Source organism: Curtobacterium sp. UNCCL20 (assembly GCF_900101675.1).
Taxonomy (GTDB): Bacteria; Actinomycetota; Actinomycetes; order Actinomycetales; family Microbacteriaceae; genus Curtobacterium.
Map to the genome: position 1 here is coordinate 1107025 of NZ_FNKG01000001.1, position 20263 is coordinate 1127287.

At 70.0% G+C, this 20263-nt stretch carries 15 protein-coding genes; 7 read left to right on the top strand and 8 right to left on the bottom strand.

Annotation, left to right across the window (positions count from 1 at the left end):
• Nucleotides 1-34: 34 nt before the first annotated feature.
• The 3 genes from BLT36_RS05495 to BLT36_RS05505 all read left to right on the top strand — a co-directional run bounded on the left by BLT36_RS05495 (nt 35) and on the right by BLT36_RS05505 (nt 4123).
• On the top strand, nt 35-1303 hold the full coding sequence (locus tag BLT36_RS05495; protein ID WP_092092621.1) for an O-antigen ligase family protein: 1269 nt from the start codon (nt 35-37) through the stop codon (nt 1301-1303).
• On the top strand, nt 1300-2607 hold the full coding sequence (locus BLT36_RS05500; RefSeq protein WP_092092624.1) for an oligosaccharide flippase family protein: 1308 nt from the start codon (nt 1300-1302) through the stop codon (nt 2605-2607). The genes BLT36_RS05495 and BLT36_RS05500 overlap by 4 nt, the downstream gene beginning before the upstream one ends.
• Before the next feature lie 97 nt (nt 2608-2704).
• Nucleotides 2705-4123: a hypothetical protein gene (locus BLT36_RS05505; protein WP_092092626.1), complete on the top strand. Its 1419-nt coding sequence runs from the start codon at nt 2705-2707 to the stop codon at nt 4121-4123.
• A gap of 76 nt (nt 4124-4199) precedes the next feature.
• On the opposite strand, the gene BLT36_RS05510 is transcribed toward BLT36_RS05505, so the two are convergent.
• Nucleotides 4200-5702: a tyrosine-protein kinase domain-containing protein gene (locus tag BLT36_RS05510; RefSeq protein WP_092092628.1), complete on the bottom strand. Its 1503-nt coding sequence runs from the start codon at nt 5700-5702 to the stop codon at nt 4200-4202.
• Between the two features lie 88 nt (nt 5703-5790).
• Between BLT36_RS05510 and BLT36_RS05515 the strand changes: the two genes are divergently transcribed.
• Nucleotides 5791-7815 carry an acyltransferase family protein gene (locus BLT36_RS05515; RefSeq protein ID WP_175529504.1) on the top strand — a complete coding sequence of 675 codons (2025 nt, stop codon included), beginning with the start codon at nt 5791-5793 and terminating at the stop codon, nt 7813-7815.
• Here BLT36_RS05515 and BLT36_RS05520 read toward each other — a convergent pair whose 3' ends face one another.
• The 6 genes from BLT36_RS05520 to dnaK form a co-directional block, all read right to left on the bottom strand.
• The gene (locus BLT36_RS05520) at nt 7816-8958 is read right to left on the bottom strand and encodes a class I SAM-dependent methyltransferase (protein ID WP_092092633.1); all 1143 of its coding nucleotides are present in this window, start codon (nt 8956-8958) and stop codon (nt 7816-7818) included. It abuts the gene before it with no gap.
• Between the two features lie 53 nt (nt 8959-9011).
• Nucleotides 9012-9632 (bottom strand): DUF6518 family protein, encoded by a 621-nt coding sequence (locus BLT36_RS05525; RefSeq protein WP_092092636.1) that lies wholly within the window; start codon nt 9630-9632, stop codon nt 9012-9014.
• Nucleotides 9633-9676: 44 nt separating this feature from the next.
• A complete protein-coding gene (locus BLT36_RS05530) occupies nt 9677-10087 on the bottom strand; it encodes a heat shock protein transcriptional repressor HspR (protein ID WP_092094363.1) in 411 nt (136 codons plus the stop codon).
• Between the two features lie 137 nt (nt 10088-10224).
• Nucleotides 10225-11238 (bottom strand): DnaJ C-terminal domain-containing protein, encoded by a 1014-nt coding sequence (locus BLT36_RS05535; RefSeq protein ID WP_092092639.1) that lies wholly within the window; start codon nt 11236-11238, stop codon nt 10225-10227.
• A 23-nt stretch (nt 11239-11261) separates the two neighbouring features.
• Entirely contained in the window at nt 11262-11915 is a 654-nt protein-coding gene (locus tag BLT36_RS05540) for a nucleotide exchange factor GrpE (RefSeq protein ID WP_092092641.1), read from the bottom strand.
• A gap of 2 nt (nt 11916-11917) precedes the next feature.
• Nucleotides 11918-13783, bottom strand: coding sequence for a molecular chaperone DnaK (gene dnaK, locus BLT36_RS05545; protein WP_092092644.1), 1866 nt, complete (start codon nt 13781-13783; stop codon nt 11918-11920).
• Between the two features lie 231 nt (nt 13784-14014).
• Between dnaK and BLT36_RS05550 the strand changes: the two genes are divergently transcribed.
• From BLT36_RS05550 to BLT36_RS05560, 3 genes are all read left to right on the top strand, one after another.
• Nucleotides 14015-16300 (top strand): Ig-like domain-containing protein, encoded by a 2286-nt coding sequence (locus tag BLT36_RS05550; RefSeq protein WP_092092645.1) that lies wholly within the window; start codon nt 14015-14017, stop codon nt 16298-16300.
• Between the two features lie 579 nt (nt 16301-16879).
• Nucleotides 16880-18721 carry an Ig-like domain-containing protein gene (locus BLT36_RS05555; RefSeq protein WP_302847107.1) on the top strand — a complete coding sequence of 614 codons (1842 nt, stop codon included), beginning with the start codon at nt 16880-16882 and terminating at the stop codon, nt 18719-18721.
• 98 nt (nt 18722-18819) lie between these two features.
• Complete coding sequence (locus tag BLT36_RS05560) at nt 18820-19302, top strand: DUF3060 domain-containing protein (protein ID WP_092092650.1); 483 nt, start codon at nt 18820-18822, stop codon at nt 19300-19302.
• Between the two features lie 68 nt (nt 19303-19370).
• Here BLT36_RS05560 and BLT36_RS05565 read toward each other — a convergent pair whose 3' ends face one another.
• Nucleotides 19371-20201 (bottom strand): aldo/keto reductase, encoded by an 831-nt coding sequence (locus BLT36_RS05565; RefSeq protein ID WP_092092653.1) that lies wholly within the window; start codon nt 20199-20201, stop codon nt 19371-19373.
• Between the last annotated feature and the right edge of the window lie 62 nt (nt 20202-20263).

Genomic DNA, 20263 nt, shown 5'->3' on the forward strand with positions numbered 1-20263 from the left:
ATTTAGGATGGAAGCGTCGTCGTGGAGGTGATCCGTGCTCTTCCTCTCCCAAGTGCTCGCGTCGGTCGTGCTGGCCGTCGTCACCGCCCGTCGCCCTGCGGTGGGGCTCGCCGTCGTCCTCGCCGTCGCAGCCGGGCTGCCGTTCGGCGCGGCACAGCTGGTGCTCGGCACCACCTGGCACCCGGCGGTCACGATCGCCCTCGCCATGGTGCTGGTCTGTGCGCTCCGGAACCCCCGCGCAGTCGGCACGGTCCTGGCGGCCAGGCCGCTCGTCACCGCCGCGCTGGTGACGTTCCTCGTGGTCGCGGTCGTCACGTCGTGGTCGACCGGCCGAGCGGGCGACCTGGGGACCCTCGTCATGCAGATCGTCGCGCCGGTGGCCGTCTTCGTCGTGGTGTCGACGGCGACCGCCGAGGGGCTCCTCCGGCCTGGCACGGTCGCGCGGACCTTCGTCGCGGTCTGCGTCGGCGCGGCGCTGATCCTGATCGCCGTCTGGGCCGGGATCGTCACGCAACCGTGGCAGTCCGAGGTCGAGTCATCCCGGTGGTGGAGCGTCGAGCCGGACCGCATGACCGGCACGTTCGACCACCCGCTCGTGGCGTCGCTCTGGCTGTCGGCAGCGGTGCCGCTCGCCTGCGACCTCCGCTCAGCGTGGGTCCGCGTGTCCGTCGTCCTGACGCTGCTCTTCGCGATCGCCCTCACCGGTTCACGTCTCGCGCTCGTCGTGGCGGGGGTCGCCGCCGTCGTGGTCCTCCTGCGCTCGAGGGTCCACGCGATGACCAAGGCCACCGTGGTCATCCTCCTCACCACCGCCACGGCCTGGTTCCTGCAGTCGTCCGCCGCCGATCTGGTGAACGAGCGCTTCGCGGACGACGGAGGGTCGAGCTCGGCGCGACTGCAGTCCCTGCGGCTCGCCGCCGACGTCTGGTCCGAGACGATCGTGTTCGGGCGTGGGTTCGGAGCCAGCGAACAGGTCACCCGCAACGCCCTCATCTCGACGACGTTCGAGAACCCGGTCGTGATGTTCTCGATCGACTTCGGCGTCGTCGCCACGATGCTGTTCTTCGGCGCCCTCGTCGGGATCCTCGTGCGGACGAGCCGCGAGACGACGGTCGCCGGGGCGCGGCTCGGCGCCGTGCTGGTGCTCGTGTCCATCCTCGGCTTCAACTCGCTCAGTACGAACACCCCGATCGGCCTCGTCGTGTTCCTCTTGCTCGCGCTCGCCGGAGCGCCCCGGCCCGCCGCAGGGCGTCCCGAGCCGTCACCGGGCACCCGGCCGTCCGCGCACGGGGTCCTTGCATGAGCGGCGGCCGGCGCGGGACGAACATCCTGATCGCGCTCGTCGGGAACGGGTTCGCGCCGTTGGCGTCGATCGCGACCGCACCGATCCTGGCGCACTCGCTCGGGGTCGACGGCCGGGGCGAGACCGCCGCGGTGCTCGCCCCGCTGCTCCTCGCGACCGCACTCGGTGCCTTCGGGATCCCCGCGGCGGTGACCTGGGCCGTCGCCAGGTACCCCGTCCTCGCGCCGAGCACCACCCGTCGCGGTGCGCTCCTCGCGCTGGTGACCGGTGCACTGTCCGCTGCTGCCGTCGTGCTGTCCGCTCCGTACTTCGCGGCCGACGACGGTCCTCTGGCCGCCCTGATCGCCCTCGCCGCGCTCGCGGTGGTCCCGACGCTCCTCGTCTCGGTCCTGCAGGCGACCGCGGCGGGGCTGCACCGATGGCGGGCGGTCGCCGTCGAGCGTGCGCTGACCGCCGCCTTCCGGCTCGCCGCCCTGGGCGTCTGCGCCGGGACGGGCCTCCTCGACGTCCGCGGAGCCGTCGTCATCCTCGCCGTCTCGCCGTGCATCGGCGCGCTCGCGTACCTCCGGGTGCTCCGTCGGACGTCCGGTGCCGCCGGCTCCGCGCAGACCCAGGACCCGCCCCGGACCCGCACCCTCGTGGCCTTCGGGTCCCGCGTCTGGTTCGGGTCCGTCTCGGGCGTGCTCCTGACGCGGCTCGACCAGGCGCTGATGAGTCCGCTGTCCGGGGCCGCCGAACTCGGACTGTACGTCGTCGCGGTGACCGTGGCGGAGATCCCGCTCGTGATCAGCAACGCCGTGCGGGACGTCTCCTTCGCGGCGGACGCCGCCGACGCGGACGACGGTCGCATGCTGACCGCTTCCCGGCTGTCGTCCGCGACGACGCTGGTGCTGTGTGCCGTGCTCGCAGCGACCGCCTGGTGGTGGTTGCCGGTCGTCTTCGGTACGGCGTTCGCCGCGGCGCTCCCCGCGTGCCTCGTCCTGTTGGCGGCCACCGCCGTCGGCGGGCAGGGTGCGCTCGCCGGTGTGACGCTGAGTGCGCGGGGCGCGCCCGGTCGGCGGAGCCTCTCCCTGGCCGGCGCGGCGGTCGTGAACACGGCCCTGCTCGTGCTGCTCGTGCCGGATCTCGGCGCCGTCGGCGCAGCGTTGGGCACGCTCGTCGGGTGTTGGATCTCGAGCTCGGCCAACGTCCTCCAGGTCTGGCAGAAGCACGGGATCCGCCCGTGGTCCTTCTACGGACTGCGCAGCGCGGACCTCCACGTCCTCCGCGCCGTGGTCGTGCGTCGACGAGCCCGTGGTGCCTGACTGCATACGACATCCACGGGATTCCCTTCTCGTCGCTCACGAGTCCTAGCGTTCCTCACACCTCCGCGGAGTCGCCGCGGGGCAGGAACGAGGACGCATGCCCCAGAACACTGCCGTCGACCGCACGCGGAAGCACGGCTCCGAACCCTCCGACGGGCCGACACGACGCGCCGTACTGGTCGGCGGCGTCGCGATCGGCCTCACTGCCGCGCTCGCCGGTGGGCCGCTGTGGGGCGCCAGGAGCGCCCGTGCCGCGACCCCCAGGACCTTCTACGTCGACCCGAAGGGCGGCGATGACGCGGCGGCGGGAACGCCCTCGTGGCGGAGCTGGGCGTCGACGGCCCGGGCGAACGCCGCACTCGCGGCGGGGGAGATCGGGACGGGGGACACCCTCCTGCTCCGCCGCGGTCGTCGACACTTCGGGGTCCTCCGCCCGGGCGCCGTCGGGGGACTGACCATCGGATCCTGGGGTGACGAGCCCGAGTCGCCGGAGGTCACCGCCTACAAGTACGTCCAGAGTGAAGCGTGCTGGGTCCGGGTCGGCGACGACCTGTGGGCGGTCGACATCAGAGGCGCTGCCCACGGCCGGACGCACCACGGCCACGTGAGCGCCTGGTCGACGGAGGTCGGCTTCATCAAGGTCGACGGCACGATCCACGGCGACCGCAAGGGCTCGGTCTCCAGCCTGCACGCTGCGTGGCAGTTCGTCTCCTCGGGTGCCACGGTCACCGTCCGGAACCCGGAGAACCCGAGTCGCGGTGGGAGGAGGGTCTGGCTGGCGGTCGCCGAGCCGATCCTCGAAGGACGGTCCGGCGTCGTCGTCACCGATCTCGTCCTCCGCGGGACCGGTCGCAATGCGGTGCAGACCTCGTCCGCCGTCCCTACGCGTGGCTTCGAGCTCCGGGACTGCACGGTGGGTGAGGCGGGCGGGGGCTTCGCCAGCGACGGCGTCTCGCGCTTCGGCAACGGCGTCCAGGTCTGGTCCGGTGCCGAGGACGTCCTCGTGCAGTCCACCACGATCACCGATTGCTGGGACACCGCGACGACGATCCAGGGCCCCGTGCAGCTCGGCGACGTCGGGTGGCGGAACGTGGTGTTCGAGGGCAACGACCTCGACCGCAACATGCAGGGGTTCGAGTACTGGTCGACCGGTGCGCGCTCCGGTGCTCCGGGAACGGCCTGCACCTTCCGGGGCAACCGGAGTTCGGCGGCGGGCTCGAGCTGGAGTCGGACCATCCGGCCCGATCGCGCGGGCAAGGGGAGCCACCTGCTCTTCTACGGCGACTCCGCGGTGATCGAGGTGCGCATCGAGGGGAACACCTTCAGCGGTGCCTCGGACAGCTACCTCTACGCGAACCGGGCGATCCCGGAACGGCTCCGGTCCGACCGCAACGTCATCGAACTGACGCAGGAGACCCGGTTGCAGTGGCAGACGGCGGACCGGATCGGCGACGCAGCCGCGTGGTCCGAGCGGACCGGACTGGAGCGGTCGTCCACGTTCCGCACGATCGCCTGAGCCGGGCGAGACGAAGCCGCACGGGGCGCCGACGTCGTCGGTCGTCCCGTGCGGCTCGTGCGTGGCCCCTCCGACGTCAGCGGGGGTCCTCCTTGCCGGAGGCGGGAGCGAGGTCGTCCGACCTCGTACCGGTGTCGCGGAGGCGTCGCCCGCGCTTGGTCGTGGTCGTGGTCGTGGTCGTGGTCGTGCTGAGCTCGACGGGTTCCACCCGCCCGTAGTACGAGCCGTACGAGCCTTCGTAGACGCCGCCGTACCCGCCCCGTGAGCGGAACGGCGCCATGTTCACGACGATGCCGAGGACCGACGCGCCGACGCGGTCGAGCCGCTCGAGCGCGACTCGGAGCTGCGTCGTCCGGCTGCGCTTCGCGGCGGTGACCACCACGGCCCCTGCCGCCATCGTCGCGAGGACGGCGGCGTCGGTCACCGGCAGGAGCGGCGGCGCATCGAGCAGGACGTAGTCGTACTGCTCGCTGAGGAGGTCGAGGAGCGTGCGCATCGCCGCCGAACCCAGGAGCTCGCTCGGGTTCGGGGGGACCTGACCAGCCGGCAGCACGTCGAGCTGCAACCGGCCCCACCGGTGCACGACGTCGTCCATCTCGGCCCGACCGATCAGGAGGTCGGTCAGTCCGGCGGCGTTCTCGAGGCCCATGATGTCCGCGACCCGCGGGCGGCGGAGATCGGCGTCGACGAGTGCGACGCGCGCCCCGGTCTCAGCGAGCGCGATGGCCAGGTTCGCGGTCGAGGTGGTCTTGCCCTCGCTCGGCATCGCGGACGTGACGACGAAGCTGCCGTTGCCGGACGCCAGGTTGACGAACTGCAGGTTGCTGCGCAGCGTGCGGTACGCCTCGGCGAGCGGGTTGCGCGGATCGCCGGAGACGATGAGCGGCTGCTTCTTCACGTCGGGGTCGTACCCGAGCGTCGCGAGGACCGGGGTCGGCGTGACGTCTGCGACCTCGCGGGCGGTGTGGATCCGGGTGTCGAGGACGCTGCGGAGCAGGGCGGCCCCGAACCCGAGGAACGCCCCCAGGGCGAGGCCGACGGCGATGTTCAGCGTGGTGTTCGGCGAGGACGGAGCGGTCGGCGCGATGGCTTCCTGCACGGTCGCGGCACGCACGAGGCTGGCGGTGTCCGCGGTCGGCTTCTCGAGCGACTCGACGACCCGGACGAAGCTCCGACCGATGGCGTTCGCGATCGCCGCGGCCTGCTGCCCGGACTCGGCGGTCACCTCGATCGCCACGACCACGGTGTTGGAGTTGATCGATGCCTGCACCCGGCGTGCCAGTGCCGACGTGGTGGTGCGCAGGTGGAGTTCGTCGATGACCGGGTCGAGGATGCTGCCCGTCGTGACGATGTCGGCGTAGGAGCGCACCTTCTGCTGCGCCGCCGCGCTGCCCTGGGAGACGTCGGTGGCCGACGTGGCTCCCGCCGTCTGCACGGCGACGAAGAGCTTCGTCGTCGCCTTGTACTCGGGTGTGGCGATGGACGCGGCCCCGAACCCGGCGCTCCCGCCGAGGAGCATGCCGAAGAGCACGAACGCCCATGCCTTGCGGAGGGTCTTGATCAGGTCGGTCGGTTCCACGTCGTCTCCCAGGTCGAGGACATCGCTGCATGCCCGTCGCTAAAACATATCACATTGTAGTATTATGTTCACGACGACGAGGAGACCGATGCACACCACACCGAGGACAGCCGCCACCGGCGGGTTCCGCCGAGACATCCAAGGCTTGCGCGCGGTCGCCGTGCTGCTCGTCCTCCTCGAGCACGCCCACCTGGGGGTCTCCGGCGGCTACATCGGAGTGGACGTCTTCTTCGTGATCTCGGGGTTCCTCATCACGGGGCACCTGATCCGGGAACTCGACCGCCGAGGCAGGATCGACCTCGCGGCCTTCTGGGCGCGCCGCGTCCGCCGCATCCTCCCCGCGGCCGTCACGGTCGGACTCGTGACGACGCTCGCCGCCCTCGCGCTCATGCCGCCGCTCATCGCCGACGACCTCGGGAAGACCGCGGTCGCCGCGCTCCTGTCGGTGCCGAACCTGCTGTTCGCCGCTCAGGGGACGAACTACCTCGCGGGCAATGCGCCGTCGCCGTTCCAGCACTACTGGTCGCTCGGCGTCGAGGAGCAGTTCTACCTCGTGTGGCCACTCCTCCTGCTCCTCCTGTGGTGGCTGGGACGACGCGTCGGTCGGACGGGTCCGATGCGCGTGGTCACGCTCGGCATCGCTGCGGTGGTGATCGCCTCGGCCGTGCTCTCCGTCGTCCTGACGGCGGTGTCACAGCCGTGGGCGTTCTTCTCGCTCCCCACTCGCGCGTGGGAACTCGCGCTCGGTGGCCTCGTGGCGGTGGCGGTCAGCCGCAGGGTCGTCGTGCCCGCTCGATGGTCCGCGCTCCTCGGCTGGCTCGCACTGGCGATCCTGGTCGTCTCCGCACTGCTCTACGACGCGGGCACGACCTACCCCGGCGTGGCCGCACTGGTACCGGCCACCGCTGCGGCGGCCCTCGTCTGGGCCGGGACCGCCGACGGGGGACGGGGCCCCGTCCTGCTGCTCCGCCTCCGACCGTTGCAGTACCTCGGCCGCGTGTCCTACTCGCTGTACCTCTGGCACTGGCCGCTGCTCGTGATCCCGCAGGCCGCGATCGGCTTGGCCACACCGCTCCCGCTCTGGTCGCGGGTCGGCGCGGTCCTCGTCGCGCTGGTGCTCGCGGACGTGACGACGCGGTGCATCGAGGGACCGCTGCGGACCGCGCGCGCGACCGCGTCCAGTCTCCGCGTCGTGCTCACCGGGACGGCCGCATCCGCCGCCGCTGTCCTCGTCGTGCTCGCGGCGCTGCCCGTCGTGGATCAGCGCCCGCTCTCGACCGACCGTGACGCGGCGGACGTCGTCCCGAGCACGGCCCCCGTGTTCACGGACTTCGTCCCCGCCGACCTCGAACCATCGCTCCGTTCCGCCTCCTCGTCGGGGACGACCATCAACCGCAACGGCTGTCACATCAACGAGCGTGCGGAGGTGGCCGTGAACGACTGCGTCCTCGGTGACGCCGAGGGAACCCGGACGGTCGCGCTCGTCGGGGACTCGCACGCCGCGCACTGGTTCCCGGCACTCGAGCGCTGGGCGGGGAAGGTCGGCGATGTGCGACTCCTCGCGTACACGAAGGCCGGCTGTCCCGTCGTCGACGTCACGGTGCGGTTGAAGAGCACGGCGTTCCACGACTGCGACACCTGGCGTGCCGGTGTGGTCGAGAAGCTCGACCGGGTCCAGCCGGACGTGATCCTCCTGTCGAACGCAAGCCGGTTCGACCTCGTGTCCGACCAACCGCGAGCGGCGGCGTGGAGCGACGGGCTCCGACGGCTGCTCGGCGAGCTGCCGACGTCGTCCCGGGTCACCGTGCTCGCGGACACCCCGGACTTCCCGGAGTCCGTTCCACGGTGCGCATCGGCGACCCTCGACGACCTGCGGCGCTGTGGTGTCGCTCGTGCCGACACGATCGACGCCGACTGGCAGAGCCGTGAGCGTGCAGCCACCGACTCGGCCGGGCACACGTACCGGGACCTCACCGACTGGTTCTGCGACGCCGACCGGTGCGGAGTCGTCTCGGGCACGACGCTGATGTACCGCGACCAGGGACACCTGACCGAGGAGTGGTCCGCATCGCTGTGGAAGCCGATCGGCGAGGCGGTGGCCGCTGCCCGCTGATCAGGCGCGCCGCGACGCCGTCACCGTGAACTTGTCCGTCCGGGTCACCTGCCGCGTCGGTCCGACGACCTTCTCGAGCACGCCCCGGTACCGCAGGTGCGAGTTCCACACGCACCACAGTTCACCGCTGGACTGGAGGATCGTGGCCGCGTTCCGGAACATCGCCTCGGCAGCGTCCGTGGTCACGGTGGTGTCCGCGTGGAACGGCGGGTTGCAGAGGACGAGCTGTGCGGAGCCCTCGCCGAGTTCGTCGCCGGCGTCGCTCCGCACGACGTCGACTCGCGCACCCACACCGTTCGCCGCTGCCGTCCCGCGGGTCGACGCGACCGCGATGGCGGAGACGTCGGTGGCGATCACCTTCACCGACGGTCGACGGAGTGCGATGGCCGCGGCGATCACACCGTTCCCGCAGCCGAGGTCGACGACGGTGCGGGCGGACGGGACGGCGCCGTCCATCACGTCGAGCAGGACCCGGGTGCCCTGGTCGAGCGAGTTCCCGGCGAACACGCCGCCGTGCGCGACGATCGTCATCCCGAGCGCGTCCACGTGCACGGACCTCGGCCACGGGTTGGTCGCGTCGGCACGCGTGGCGGAAGCACGGAGCGGGTCATGTGCGATGAGCAGCCGGGACTTCCCACGCCCCCGCGACGCCGTGACCTCGCCGAAGTACCGGCGCAGGACGTCGTTCTGCGACAGGTTCATGTGCTTCGTGACCCCGCCGCAGAGCAGGACGACATCGGGGGCGGCGAAGCGTGCGACCGCGCGGGCGATCTCGTCGAGTCGGTCGTTCGACTTCGACAGGCGCAGCAGCACGAGGCGCACGTCCCGGAACGCCTGCTCGAGCGAGTCGGGGTGGTGGAATCCCCGGCGGCCGAACGTGCCGGCGTTCGCCTCGAGCGCGCGGACTCCGACCAGCGAGTCCTGGACGACGCGGACGTCCGACGCGCCGTGCACCGTGATGGCACCGAGGGTCAGGACGCCGTGGCGGTCGTCGACGACAGCCACCTCACCGGGTTGGCGGAGCGCATCCCCGTGGACGTGCGGTGCCTCGTCGAGGATGAACCGGTCCGTCCCGTCGATCGCGATGAGGTCCGGCGCGTCGTGGTCACGGCGGCGGAAGAAGTCGGCGAAGTCGGGTGGCACGGCGCCAGCGTACCGAGGGCGCGGCGGTCAGTGCGTCAGCGTGGCCGGTGCGGTCAGGAGCCGCCGAACACCGTGAGGAACGCCGCCGCGAACGCCCCCGCGCCCACCAGGGTCAGGGCGACGGCGAGCCATCGCACGCCGCAGCTGCGCAGCCGACGGACCACGACCCAGGCGAGGACGGCCACGCCGATCACGATGCTGATGGTCCACCAGATCCAGCCGGTGGTCTCGACGACCCGCAAGAGGCCGTCGATGCCGTCACCGATCATGACCGCTGCCGGCACCTCTCCGCCGACGGCACGGAGCACGGGCCGCTCGGACCACCACCAGACGCCCGCGACGCCGATCACCGGCCCGGCCAGGGTCGCGATCGTGAAGTAGAGGTCGCCGGGACCGTAGGAGCCCGGGAAGCCCCGCAGCGTCGACACGACGGTGTAGCCCTGCAGCAGCCCGTGGAAGAGGAGCAGCCCCATCACCGCACCGACCCACCACGGACGCGCACTCGTCCAACGGGCGCAGACCACGACGACCGCGAACGTCAGGATCGTCCACCCGCCGTTCGAGTTGGCGAAGGAGCGGAGACCATCCGGCAGGACGGTCTGGAGCAGCGACGTGCAGCCGCCGAGGACCAACCCTGCGGCGGCGGCGACGGCCCACCATCCGATGACGCGCACGACTCATTGTGGCAGGTGCTCTGTGTATCACATGCCGGGTCTTTTCAGTGGGGGCCGCGGTAGAGCACGATCTGTGTGTTCCGCTGCGGACGCGACCCGGCCTTCAGGGAGATCGCCGCGCCGGTCGTCGTGGCGGCGAAGACCCGCGCGCCCGGTCGGTTGATGAGCTGATCGGCCAACGCCGTCTCGAGCTCACGGACGCGGTCACGGAGTTCCTTGTTCTCGTTCTCGAGCTCGAGCACCCGCCGGATGCCCTCGAGCGACACACCCTCGGACCCGAGCCGCGCGATCTCGCGCAACTGCGCGATGTCGCGCATCGAGTAGCGACGGGACCCACCGCGGGTGCGCCCGGGTACGACCAGGCCGAGCCGGTCGTACTGCCGCAGCGTCTGCGGGTGCATCTCCGCCAGCTCTGCCGCGACGGCGATCGCGAAGACGGGCGAGTTCTCGTCCATGTCGGTCATGGCGTGTTCCTTTCCGTCGTCCGCGGGGATGGCAGACCCAGCCTGGAGGCCCGGCGAGCGTCCGTCAGGAAGCCGCGCCGTTCCTCCAGGCCGGGTCTCGTGCGTTTCTTGCGTCGTCAGCGCACGCGTCAGCCGCGCGCTTTCGCGAGGAGGTCCTCGCGGGGGTCCTCGTCGGGCAGTGCCTCGGCGAGTGCCTCGACGGCCTCGCGCGCCTTGTCCGACAGGTGCGACGGCACCGCGACCTGTACGGTCGCGAGCAGGTCACCGGTCCCGTTCTTGGTCGTGACCCCGCGGCCCTTCACACGCAGGACGCGACCGGACGGCGTGCCCGGTGCGACCCTGAGCTTCACCGGTTCGCCGCCGAGCGTCGGCACCTGGATCGTCGCACCGAGCGTCGCCTCGACGAACGTCACCGGGACGTCCACGCGGAGGTTCTGCCCGTCGCGCTCGAAGACCGGGTGCTTCCGGACGGTGACGGTGACCACGAGGTCGCCGGCTTCACCGCCGTCGGGCGAGGGCTCGCCGCGTCCGCGCAGCCGGATCTTCTGGCCGTCCGCGACGCCCGCGGGGATGCGGACGTTCACGGGGCGGCCGTTGCCCTGCGAGAGCTTGACCGTGTCGCCGGCGATCGCGGTGGTGAAGTCGAGCGTCGTCGTCGCGGTGACGTCGCGCCCCTTCGTCGGTCCGCCGAAGCCGCGGTAGCCGCCGGAGGGCTGGCCGAAGCCGCCGCCCGCGCCGCCACCGAACATGCCGCCGAGGATGTCCTCGAAGCCGCCCGCGCCGCCCTGGCCGAAGCGGACGCGCTGTCCACCCTGCTGTCCAGCGGCGCCTCCTCCGAACATGCCGCCGAAGACGTCCTCGAAGCCGCCGCCCTGGCCCGGGCCACCCGCGGTGAAGCGGGCGCCCGACCCCATGGCGCGGACCTGGTCGTACTCCTGCCGCTGTTCCTTGTCGGAGAGCACCGAGTAGGCCTCGCTGATCTCCTTGAAGCGGTTCTCGGCGGCGGTGTCACCCGGGTTGGAGTCCGGGTGGTACTGCCGGGCGAGCTTCCGGTAGGTCTTCTTGAGATCAGCGTCCGAGGCGTCTTTCGACACCCCGAGGACCTTGTAGAAGTCCTTGTCGAACCAGTCCTGACTGGCCACGAATACCTACCTTCCGTTCCGGCTCAGGCCGGGACCGCCACCGCGACCTTGGCCGCACGGAGCACGCGCTCGCCGAGCTTGTAGCCCGGTTCGACGACGTCCGCCACGGTCTGGCCGGTGGCGCCCGGAGTCGGGAGCTGCACGATCGCCTCGTGGATGTTCGGGTCGAAGGACTCGCCCTTCTCGCCGATCTGCACGAGCTTGAACTTCTCGAACCCGCCACGGATCTTCTGCGCGATCACCTGCATCGGACCCTCGGCGAGGTCGCCGTGGGCCTCGGCGCGGGTGAGGTCGTCGAGCGCCGGGAGCAGTGCGCGCACCACTTCGGCGATGGCGACCTCGCGGTTGGCCTCACGGTCACGCTCGACGCGCTTGCGGAAGTTCACCAGCTCGGCCTGCGCACGGAGCATGTCCGCACGCATCTCGGCGACCAGGTCGCGGTCCTCGGAGCTCAGCTTGTCCTCGGCGATACCGCGGGCGGCGTCGGCCAGGAGCGCTTCGTCCTCGGGTGAGAGGTCGTTCGCTCCGGCCGGGTCGCCCCCGGCGGGGCCGTCCGTCGGGATCTCGACGTCCGGCCCCTCGGCCTCGATGAGGTCCTCGGGCTCCTGCGCGTTCGTGGCGTCGCCCTCGACCTGGGGCTCGTCCTCGTTCGGCACGTTGTCCTTGGGATCCGTCATCGTTACTTCTTGTCCTTGTCGTCCTCGTCGTCCACGACCTCGGCGTCGACGATGTCCTCGTCGTCAGCCGGCTGCTCGCCCGCGGGCTGCTCGCCACCGGCGGTGCCGGCTGCTGCGTCCTGCTGGCTGTAGATCGCCTGGCCGAGCTTGCCCTGCGACTCGTTGAGCTTGTCGAAGGCCGTCTTCACGGCGTCCTCGTCGTCGCCCGCGAGTGCGGACTTGAGCCCGTCGACGTCGGCCTGCACCTCGGACTTGACGTCCTCGGGGAGCTTGCCGTCGTTCTCCTTGATGAGCTTCTCGATCGAGTAGACGAGCTGCTCGGCCTGGTTGCGACGCTCGTTGGCCTCGCGACGGGCCTTGTCCTCGGCCGCGTGCTCCTCGGCTTCGCGGACCATGCGCTCGATGTCCTCCTTCGGCAGCGACGAGCCGCCGGAGATGACCATCGACTGCTCCTTGCCGGTGCCCTTGTCCTTCGCGGACACGTGCACGATGCCGTTGGCGTCGATGTCGAAGGTGACCTCGACCTGCGGGACGCCACGGGGAGCCGGCGCGATGCCGGTCAGCTCGAAGGTGCCGAGCGGCTTGTTGTCGCGGGTGAACTCGCGCTCGCCCTGGAAGACCTGGATCGCGACCGACGGCTGGTTGTCGTCAGCGGTCGTGAAGGTCTCGCTCCGCTTGGTCGGGATCGCGGTGTTGCGGTCGATGAGCTTCGTCATCAGGCCGCCCTTGGTCTCGATGCCGAGCGACAGCGGCGTGACGTCGATGAGGAGGACGTCCTTGCGCTCGCCCTTCAGCACGCCGGCCTGCAGTGCGGCACCGACGGCCACGACCTCGTCCGGGTTGACACCCTGGTTCGGGGACTTGCCACCGGTCAGCGACTTGACGACCTCGGCGACGGCGGGCATGCGGGTCGAGCCACCCACGAGCACCACGTGAGCGATGTCGCCCACCGAGACACCGGCTTCCTTGATGACGTCGTTGAACGGCTTCTTGGTGCGGTCGAGCAGGTCGGAGGTCATCTGCTCGAACTGTGCGCGCGAGATGGTCTCGTCGAGGTTCAGCGGGCCCTCGGCGGTGAGTGTCAGGTACGGGAGCTGGATGTTCGCCGACATCTGCGACGACAGCTCCTTCTTCGCCTGCTCAGCCGCTTCCTTCAGGCGCTGCTTGGCGATCTTGTCCGTGGACAGGTCGACGCCGTGCTCGTCCTTGAACTTCTTGACCAGGTAGTCGACGATGCGCTGGTCCCAGTCGTCGCCACCGAGGCGGTTGTCACCGGAGGTCGCGCGGACCTGGATCGTCGAGAAGTCGTCGTCCTTGCCCACCTCGAGCAGGGACACGTCGAACGTGCCGCCACCGAGGTCGAAGACCAGGATGAGCTCGTCTTCCTTGCCCTTGTCGAGGCCGTACGCCAGCGCGGCCGCCGTCGGCTCGTTGATGATGCGGAGGACGTTGAGGCCGGCGATCTCACCGGCGTCCTTCGTGGCCTGGCGCTCGGCGTCGTTGAAGTACGCCGGGACCGTGATGACCGCGTCGGTGACGTCCTCACCGAGGTACTGCTCGGCGTCGCGCTTGAGCTTGCCGAGGGTGCGGGCCGAGATCTCCTGCGGCGTGTACTGCTTGCCGTCGATCTCGACCTTCCAGTCGGTGCCGATGTGGCGCTTGACCGACGCGATGGTGCGGTCGACGTTCGTCACGGCCTGGCGCTTCGCGGTCTCGCCGACCAGGACCTCGCCGTCCTTCGTGAAGGCGACGATCGACGGCGTGGTGCGCATGCCCTCGGCGTTCGCGATGACGGTGGGCTCACCGCCCTCGAGAACGCTGACGACCGAGTTGGTGGTTCCGAGGTCGATGCCTACTGCACGTCCCATGTGTTGGTGCTCCTTCGGTTGGGTGCGTGGTGCTGAAGTCTGCGGACTTGCGTCCGATGGACTCAACTCTACTCCGGACTGGAGGCGCGTCAACTCTGGCAGCTGAAAGTTGCGTCAGAACGACGCAACTTCCCGGACTGTCGATATCGCGCGTCATGTGGAAAAGCGTCCTACTAGTATCCGCAATGTCTCACATCACGGGACGCTCCCTTCTGAAAGGACCTCCTGCCGATGCAGACCACCCGGCTCCTCAAACCCTTCGCGTGCGCGTCGCTCGCACTCACCGTCATCGCCTCCGGTCTCACGCTGGGCGGCACCGCCGCCACCGCGGTTCCCGAGCCGTCCGGTTCCACGGCGACTCCCCGCGTGACGGGCGGTGTCAACAACTTCCGTGTGACCCAGAGTGAACAGGGCCTCGTGATCAGCGCGGATCCGTTCTGCAACGGGCTGTACCGGTCCTGCAACGCGTGGATCGAGTTCCCGGGCTACAGCCAGAAGAACGTCGACCCGCGTGGCGGGCACTCCGTCGGGTGGCCGAGTGCGTGGCAGCCGGGAACGGCCGGCACGGTCTCCATCAGGTACTACGCGATCGACATCGTGGGGAACGGGTGGTACGGAACGCCGCCGCTCACCACGACGGTCACACGGCCCGAGGAGTTCACTGCGCTGACCGCGACCGCCGGAGTCGTCGATCAGGGCGCTCGGTCCGTGTCGGTCTCCGGGGCTGCGACGAAGGGCGCGCAGATCCGGCTCCGGGGGCAGCAGGTCGCGACGTCGAACGGCCAGTGGTCGACCACGGCCAACGGGCTCAGCGTCGGTCGCAACGACCTGACCTTCGAGCAGTGGGTCGGCGGCGTGTACCGCGACTCCCGGACGGTCGCCGTGACCGTCGACCCGCCGCAGGCGACGCTCACCGCGAGCGGCTCGTTCCCGTCCGACATCTCCCAGCGTGCGCGGATCTCCGGCGTCGGGGCGAAGGGGGCGACGATCGTGATCCGCTCCGGTGGAGCGGAGGTCGGCCGTGTGCAAGCCAGCTCGGCTGATGGCTCGTACGTCTGGGACGCCCCCGCGCCCCTGGCCGGCGGTCCCCGCGCCTACTCGGTCTCGCAGATCGTGGGTGGCACGGAGGCCGGCAACGTTCCCGTCTCGCTGGACTACGGCACCGCCGTGTCGATCACGTCCCACGAGGACCAGGCTGCCGCGGATGCCGGAGCCACGACCTTCGCCGGTCGCGGTGAAGACGGATCGCGTGTCCGGGTGTCGGTGAACGGGACGGACCTCCCGGAGACGACGGTCGAGAACGGCGTCTGGAGCGTCACCGGCGTCCTCGTCGCCGGCGAGCACACGGTCGCCGTCACACAGATGTCGAAGGGGGCGAACACGACCGGTGTCACCGTGACCCTGAACCCCGGTGCGACCGAGGTCGAGCTGTCCGCAGCGGGTCGGTTCGACGCGGAGGACGAGACGAAAGCCGCCGAGGCGTTCGGTTCGGCACCGACGGGGTCGATCGTCGTGCTGCGGAACTCGCTCGGCCAGGAGATCGGCCGGGCGACGGCCTCGGGCGACGAGTACGTGATCACCATCGACCCGGCGCAGGCGACCAGCGGCGTGAACGCGTTCACCGTGGTGATCGACGGGGCGGAGTCGGAGGTGCGGTCCTTCACGCTCGACTACGGCCTGCCTGCTGCGCGCGTCGTCGTGACGACCCCCGCGGAGAACGGCACGGTCGCGCCGGGCCGTGTCGCGTTCGGCGGTACCGGCGAGGCAGGCGCACGGATCATCGTGCGCGGTTCGAGCCGTGAGATCGCCACCACACGGGTCGGCGCCGACGGCGCGTGGTCGGCGACGTCGACGACCGAGCTCCCCGCCGGTGCGTACGTTCTGTACTTCGACCAGGTCGTACGCGGCGGGATCACCAGCACGGTCCGCCACGCCTTCACTGTCGGCGAGGCGCCCATCGCGCCGTTCACCGTCACGAGCCCGGGTCCCGACGAGGTCCTCGACACGCTGACCCCGGAGTTCCGTGGCACCGGGCACGAGGGTGCGACGATCACGGCCCGCGGATCGAGCCGTGTCATCGGTAGTGGAACCGTCCAGAACGGTCAGTGGCTCGTCCAGACTGACTCTTCGGCACCGCTCGCACCCGGGTCCTACAACCTGTACGTCGACCAGTCCATCGGTGGCACGGTCGTCGCCACCGTCCGGGTGGCGTTCACCGTCTCCAACGAGGCATTCCGGGAACTGACGCTGTCCGCGCCGGCGCAGAACGAGGTCGTCACGACGCTGCGTCCGACGTTCGTCGGTACGGCAACGCCGGGTGCGGAGATCCGGGTCGGCTCCTCGCGGACCACGGTCGCGACGGCCACGGTCGCGCGGGACGGCACCTGGCGGGCCACCGCGGACTTCGACCTCGAGCGCGGCGGCACCTACACCGGCCTCGAGGTCAAGCAGACCACGCCGAGCGGGAAGACCTCGACCGTCTCCTCGAGCTTCACGGTCGCACGGGGCGCCGAGTAGCGGCCGCGGAGTGGATGCGGGCTGGCCATCTCCAGGGTGCCTGCGCCCGGCTGCCCCGCGTTTCTACGGCGCACCACGGGTACATCTTGCATATCGGATGTCACGGTGATATTCTTGTATCGCAGCGGGGTGTCCCGCACACAACCCCCTGACCGGCGCACCCCGCGTGCACTCCGAACGGTCACGGATCGACCCCTCGAAAGGGATCTCATCACCATGTCCAAGAAGAAGACCATCGCCAAGGGCCTCGGCGCTTCCGCGCTCGCCCTCGCCACCATCGCGTCGGGCCTATCCTTCGGCGCGACCGCCGCGACCGCCGCGACCGCCGCCCCCGCCCCCGCGCCCACGGCCGATCGAACCATCAAGCTCATCAACAAGATCGGCGCGAATAAATACCTCATTGTCACCCGAGTCCAGGGCAATGGAGTCATCCAAACCCCGGCAAGTTACGTGACTAGCCTTGCGGAGGCCCGCTCAGTGGCCGCTGACTTCAACGTTCGCGCACTCGGAGATGGAGGATTTGAGCTCTACGACCCGCAGGCTCCCAGTGCGTGCTATCAGGCAACGGTCCTCGGGTGGATGGCGCGTGTCCAGACGGGTGGCGCGGCGGTTGAGAAATGTGGCACCCAATACAGTGTGCTCCGCCAGTCAGACGGCTCCATTTCTGGCCCAGATAGCTTTTATTCAGGCAATAGGGTCTCGTTCTTCGGAGACACCATCAACACTACTGGTAATCTCAGTACCCCTGCAGATCCGCCTACGACTGGCGAGTGGATCGATCTGCCCGACAACCTTGGCGACGCATTCGAGGCGCTGACGGCGACGGGCTCGTTCCCGGCTGAAGCAACCCGGCGCGCAGTCGTGTCCGGTTCGGCGGAGCCTGGTGCGACGATCACCATCAAGAACGGCGCGACCGTCGTCGCCACCGTGATCGCGGACTCCAGCGGCGACTACTCGATCGGCGTTCCGGCTCCGAACAAGGGCGGCGTGCTCAACCTCACCGTCACCCAGACCGTCGACGGTCAGGCCGGCGGCTCGCAGAACGTCTCGCTCGACTACGGACGTGCGGTCCTCGTCACGGACCCGGCCGACCAGGATGAGGCCTCCGGCAACACGGCCATCGCCGGCGCCGGTGAGCCGGGCTCGTCCGTGCAGGTGTTCGACAACGCGGGCCGCACCCCGATCGTGAGCGCTACGGTCCGTGCAGACGGCCGCTGGTCCAGCACGGCGCCCCTCTCGAACGGTGAGCACGTGCTCGAGGCGAAGCAGATGTCGAAGGGCGCCAACACGACCACGTCGACCGTCACGGTGAACCCGGGCGAGACCGCAGCCGAGCTGAGCGCGGCCGGCCGCTTCGACGCGCAGGACGCCACGAAGCCGGCGACCGCGTTCGGTTCCGCTCCGACCGGTGCGACCGTCATCCTCCGCAACGCCGCCGGCACCGAGATCGGCCGGACCGTCGCCGTGGACAACGCGTACGAGATCACCATCGACCCGAAGAAGGCCCAGGCAGGTGTGAACACGTTCAGTGCGGTCATCGCCGGTGACGCGTCGAACGCGAAGTCCTTCACGCTCGACTACGGCCAGGCGGGTACTGGCGTCATCGTGACCACGCCGGCGAAGAACGGCACCGTCGCAGAGGGCGTCGTCGAGTTCCGCGGTTCCGGCCAGGTCGGCGCGAAGGTCGTCGTCCGCGGTTCGAGTCGTGAGGTTGCTCGCGGGACCGTGAACGCCCAGGGTGCGTGGACGGCGACGTCGAGCATGGCGATGGCGAAGGGGTCGTACGACCTGTACTTCGACCAGGTCACGAAGGGCGGGCTGACCAACACCGTCCGGCACGCGTTCACCGTCGGGACCGTCACCCCGCCGATCGCGCAGCACACGGTCACCAGCCCCACGTCGGGCGAGACCGTCGAGACGCTTCGTCCGACCTTCGAGGGAACCGGACACAACGGCGCGACCATCACGGTCCGCGGCTCCTCGCGTGTGCTCGGCACCGGTACCGTCACGAACGGTCGCTGGACGGTCCAGACCGGGATGGACCTCGCCCCGGGCACGTACAACCTGTACGTCGACCAGTCCGTCGGTGGAACGGTCACCGGCACCGTCCGTGCCGAGTTCACCGTGTCCGCTGCGGCGTTCCGTGAGCTGACGCTGACCTCTCCGGAGGACGGCGAGTCCGTGAAGACCCTGCGCCCGACGTTCGTCGGCACGGCCACCCCGGGTGCGGAGATCCGCATCGGTTCCTCCCGCACCGTGGTCGCGACCGCGACCGTCGGTCAGGACGGCACCTTCCGCACCACCGCGAGCATCGACCTCGCCCGCGGCGGCTCGTACAACCTCGAGGTGAAGCAGACGACCAAGTCGGGCAAGACCTCGACGGTCCAGGCGCCCTTCACGATCGACCGCACCGCCCAGTAACACCCGCGGGACATCCCGCACCCGGGAGGGCTCGGCACGCTCCGAGCCCTCCCGCCCCACAACTCCCACGCCCTGACCCCGAACGAGAGGCGCTCGTCATGCGAACCAACCGAATCCTCGTGCCCGCCATCACCGCGGCCGCACTGATCACGATGCTCGCCGGCTGCTCCGCGGGCGAGTCGACCACCGCGACGAAGGCGGACACGGGCAAGCCCTCCGCCTCGGCATCGAAGCCCTCGTCGGCACCGAGCGTGCTCCCCGACGACGAGGTGCGCACCCCCGAGACGAAGGCCGACGCGACCTGCACGGATGGGTCCGCAGTCATCGACCAGTCGGGCACCGAGGTCACGCTCAAGGGGGCCTGCCCGAAGGTCACCGTCTCGGCGAACGACGCGATCGTGCACCTCGGAGACGTCGACGAACTCATCGTCGAGGGCTCGCTGACCCGCGTCACGGTCGGGAAGGCGAAGTCGGTCTCGATCGTCGGGAACGCGAACGACGTCCTCTTCGCGGGCGACAAGCCCGCGAAGGTCTCCGACGAGGGAGAGCAGAACGTCACCCAGCAGCAGGGCAAGAAGTAGTACCCGATCACGACGAACGGGGCAGCGACCACTCGGTCGCTGCCCCGTTCGTCGTGGTTCCGGACCGATCAGGCCGGGACGTAGTCGAACGTGTCCGGGTCCGGACCCGTCCGGTGCCCCTTGTCGAGCGACGTGATGTCGGTCATGTCCTCACCGGAGAGCTCGAAGTCGAAGATCGCGAAGTTCTCCTCGACCCGGGCGCGGGTGACCGACTTCGGGAAGACGATGTCCCCGCGCTGGATGTGCCAGCGGAGCACGACCTGGGCGGGCGACTTCTCGTGCGCGGAGGCGATGCGGGTGATGGTCTCGTCGTCGAGCACGAGGCCCTGCGCGATGGGGGACCACGCCTCGGTCGCGATGCCGTGCTCACGGCCGTACGCGCGGAGTTCTTCCTGGGTGAGGTACGGGTGCACCTCGATCTGGTTCACGGCCGGGGTGATGGTCGTCTCGGCGGCGAGGCGGTTCAGGTGGTTCGCCTGGAAGTTCGAGACACCGATCGAGCGCGCTGTGCCGGCGGCGTAGAGCTCCTCGAGGGCCTTCCACGTGGGGACGAAGTCCGAGACGGTGGGCAGGGGCCAGTGGATGAGGAAGAGGTCGGTGTACCCGCCGAGCAGGTCGGCCGACTTCTTCCCGTTCTCGAGTGCGGCCTCGGGGTCGTGGAACCCGTTGTTGAGCTTGGAGGTGACGAAGATCTCGGACCGGTCGATGCCGGACTCCGCGATCGCCTCGCCGACCTCCTTCTCGTTGCCGTACATCTCGGCGGTGTCGATGTGGCGGTAGCCGACCTCGAGTGCAGCGAGCGTCGCGTCCTTGGTGTCCTCGGGCTTGATCTGGAAGACGCCGAAGCCGAGCTGCGGGATGGTCTTGCCGTCGTTCAGGGTGATGTTCGGAACGGTCATGGTGCCATGCAACCAAACGGCCCCCAGGAGTCATTCCGGGAACACTCAGCCCGGGCGAGCCG

Excerpts from the sequence above, each read along its gene's own strand:
- BLT36_RS05500 (WP_092092624.1), top strand. The coding sequence starts at position 1,300 with ATGAGCGGCGGCCGGCGCGGGACGAACATCCTGATCGCGCTCGTCGGG.
- BLT36_RS05505 (WP_092092626.1), top strand. The coding sequence starts at position 2,705 with ATGCCCCAGAACACTGCCGTCGACCGCACGCGGAAGCACGGCTCCGAA.
- BLT36_RS05515 (WP_175529504.1), top strand. The coding sequence starts at position 5,791 with ATGCACACCACACCGAGGACAGCCGCCACCGGCGGGTTCCGCCGAGAC.
- BLT36_RS05530 (WP_092094363.1), bottom strand. The coding sequence starts at position 10,087 with ATGGACGAGAACTCGCCCGTCTTCGCGATCGCCGTCGCGGCAGAGCTG.
- BLT36_RS05540 (WP_092092641.1), bottom strand. The coding sequence starts at position 11,915 with ATGACGGATCCCAAGGACAACGTGCCGAACGAGGACGAGCCCCAGGTC.
- dnaK (WP_092092644.1), bottom strand. The coding sequence starts at position 13,783 with ATGGGACGTGCAGTAGGCATCGACCTCGGAACCACCAACTCGGTCGTC.
- BLT36_RS05550 (WP_092092645.1), top strand. The coding sequence starts at position 14,015 with ATGCAGACCACCCGGCTCCTCAAACCCTTCGCGTGCGCGTCGCTCGCA.
- BLT36_RS05555 (WP_302847107.1), top strand. The coding sequence starts at position 16,880 with ATGGCGCGTGTCCAGACGGGTGGCGCGGCGGTTGAGAAATGTGGCACC.
- BLT36_RS05560 (WP_092092650.1), top strand. The coding sequence starts at position 18,820 with ATGCGAACCAACCGAATCCTCGTGCCCGCCATCACCGCGGCCGCACTG.
- BLT36_RS05565 (WP_092092653.1), bottom strand. The coding sequence starts at position 20,201 with ATGACCGTTCCGAACATCACCCTGAACGACGGCAAGACCATCCCGCAG.